Consider the following 3110-nt stretch of genomic DNA (forward strand, 5'->3'; position numbering starts at 1 on the left):
CACCGCCACCGCATCACCACACGACTCCACCGCCGACACCAACAACTGCGGCAACACCACACCCCGACCACGCCCACGGGCGGGACGCTCGGCGCGAGGTGCCCGCGGAGCTCTGGCCGGGCGAGGGGCGCGGCCACCGCCGCGCTCGGTGGTACGGCGAGGTGCGGCCTGTCCCGGAGCTTCGAGGCTCGAGTCGGGTACCGTCGGCTTCGACTCGTTCGACTGCGGGGCATTCATCGGAGTAACCCCATCCGAGCCGCCGTCGTGTCGTGAACGCATGTAAAGCCCACACCCTTCGCTTTCGGTACCTCAAAGCTCGCCTGACGCGAACCGAGCCAGCATAGTCATCTGTATCGGCGAGCTTTCCTTACCCGTTAGTAACCTCTTGGTTAGATCTCTCCGGGCAGCTTCGACGTTACCGTCGGCCGAACTCGGCACCTGCAGGCGAACGATCGTGGGGCCGCCTCTCGGCGACCCCACGCGCATCAATGCTGGTCAGCAACTACGTGCACTTGATGTGCACTCTGCCACTGCGTGAGCACTCCCGCCGGCGCTTGATCGACAACCACGACCACTGCGAGGTCTTCGAGACCGGGTTCGAGGGTCTCCAGGGACGCCGCAGGCAGGTGGGCGTGCGTGACCCATTCGTTGTAGAGAAGACCATCGAGGTCCTCACCACCGACGATGCCCTCCGGCACGAGCACGACGGCCGCCCCCGTCGCGGTGACGAGCAACTGTTCGAGCGCCAGTGCCGTCGCTCCCGCACCGTTGATTCCCGCTGCCGAAACCGCCGCACTCCGCGACTCGTAGGTCATCGAGTACCGGTCGCGCAGCGTAGCGAGCAAATCGACCACTTCCGCGTTGGAAAGCGTTCGCGAATCGAGAAGCACCGCCGGGTCGGACGACTCGACCGGACGCACACGATCGGCATATGTGACCGGATCCGCCGGCATCGCTGCACTTTCTCGTGTGAACGCCTCGTCGTCGATCACGAGCCAGTCGCCGGCCGGTGCGCCTGCGGTCACGGCCGCAACAGTCAAGCCGAGCACCGCGCCCGACGGCACAGTTGTCGTCCACCGCTGAGAGTCGACGATCGCAAGGGCCGCGCCGGTCTTCACCACGGCCCATTGCGCGACCACCGAAGCCACCGACCTCGGTATCGCGATGGCCACGGTGTCCCCGGTTCCCAGACCGCGTGCGATGAGCACACGGGCAAGCTGCGACGACTGCTCGTCGAGTTGCCGGTACGAGAACTCGCGTCCTTCCTCACCGGTAGCCGCGTCCGCAGGTACCGCCAGAGCCGGAGCGGACGGGTCCTCCTCGAGGACCTCACTGAGGACGGTGGCCAGGGTGCGTGCCGCGGATGCGACGACCGGAGTCGCCGGTCCCGATTCCTCGACGATGCGGGCCGCCTCGTCGGCACCGAGCAGATCGATGTCACCGACCGGCGCATCCGGGTCGTCGACGAACGCGTCGAGCACCCGGACGAACTGCTCGGAGACCCGCGAGATCGCGGCCTCGTCGAAGAAGCGCTCGAGGTACTTGAACGTGAAGTCGATTGCTGTGTCGGCGACGGTGAGCAGCGTGATCGGGTAGTGCGTCGCGTCCTTGACATTCACCCCCGTGATGGTCATCCCGTCGATCGAGCCTGCCGCATCGGACAGTGCTTCACGGTCGATCGGATACGACTCGAACACCAGCAGCGAATCGAACCCGATCGGGGTGCCTGCGCGCTCTTCGATGTCGGACAGGCCGACGTAGTGGTGATCGAGGAGTCCGGCCTGCTCCGCCTGCAGACGCGTAAGCAATGCCACGACCGACTCGTCCGGTTCGGCGTTCACCCGGACCGGCAGCGTGTTGATGAACAGACCCACCATCGACTCCACGCCGGGCAGGTCTGCGGGACGCCCGGAGACGGTCGCGCCGAACACCACGTCGGTCCGTCCGGTCAACCGACCGGCGAGCACTGCCCACGCCGCCTGGACCAGGGTATTGACCGTCACGCCGAGCCGCCCGGCGAGCGTGGTCAACCGCGCGGTCCGTTCGGTGTCGTAGAGCACCGACACCGTGGCGATCGTGTCGTTGTCCGCGTCGCGGACGATCGGTGCCAGGATCGTCGGCTCCTCGACGCCGCGCAGAGTGTCCGCCCACGCGTCGAGGGAGTCGTCGCGATTCTGCTCCGACAACCAGGACAGGAAGTTGCGGTACGAGCGGACACGCGGCAGCAACGACTGATCTCCGCGCAGCACGTACAGGGCCATCAGGTCCTGCATGAGCAGCGGCATCGACCAGCCGTCGAGCAGGATGTGGTGGCTCGTGACCGCGAGGTGGTACCGGTCATCTGCTTCCTTCACGAGCAGGAACCGCATCAGCGGAGCTGTCTCCATGTCGAACCGGCGGGCCTGCTCGGCTGCAAGCACCTCCTCGAGTTCCGCCTCGCGACGGTCGACCGGCAGATCTCCGAGATCGACCTGTTTCCAAGGCAGTTCGACCTCGTCGAGCACCAACTGAACCGAGTCGCCCTTGTCGTCGGTGACGAACGCGGTGCGGAGATTCGGGTACCGGTCGAGCAACGCCTGACCTGCACCGCGCAGGCGCTCCACGTCGACTGTGCCTTCGAGGTCGAGCACCGCCTGCATCGTGTACACATCGACGTGACTCTCGTCGATCATCGATGCGTGGAACAGCAGACCGGACTGCAGAGGTGAGAGTGGCCACACGTCGTCGAGCGCCGGGTAGCGGCGCTCCCAGTGTTCGATCTCGGTCTGATCGAGGTCGACAAGCGGCAGATCCGAAGGGGTGAGTCCACCTGCCTGAGGCCCCGTCGCGTACTCCGCGAGGGCGCTCAGCGCAGCAATCCAGTGCTGGGAGAGTTCGTCGACATCGTCGCGATCGAGCAACCCCGCCGGGAACGCGATGTTCGCGCCGAGCTGCGGACCCTCGGGCCCGTCGCTGACCACGGCGTTGATGTCGACCGCAGCGTTCGCGGGCATGTCCGCGTCCTGGACCACGTCGAGCTTGCCGAGCGCATCCGTGGGCGCCCACCCGATCGCCGCCAACTCCTCCGGCACATCCGCACCGGACACACGCCCCAGATAGTTGAAACTGAT

Annotated in this window: 2 protein-coding genes; both read right to left on the reverse strand. The window is 66.3% G+C overall.

The window, feature by feature from the left end; all coding sequences use genetic code 11:
- On the reverse strand, positions 1 to 237 hold a 237-nt coding region (locus tag HCA61_RS26090), incomplete at its 3' end, for a hypothetical protein (RefSeq protein ID WP_206040608.1).
- Positions 238 to 485: 248 nt separating this feature from the next.
- On the reverse strand, positions 486 to 3110 hold a 2625-nt coding region (locus HCA61_RS25745; RefSeq protein ID WP_169691040.1), incomplete at its 5' end, for a condensation domain-containing protein.

It is taken from the genome of Rhodococcus sp. HNM0563, from assembly GCF_012726195.1.
In the GTDB taxonomy this organism is placed as follows: domain Bacteria; phylum Actinomycetota; class Actinomycetes; order Mycobacteriales; family Mycobacteriaceae; genus Rhodococcus.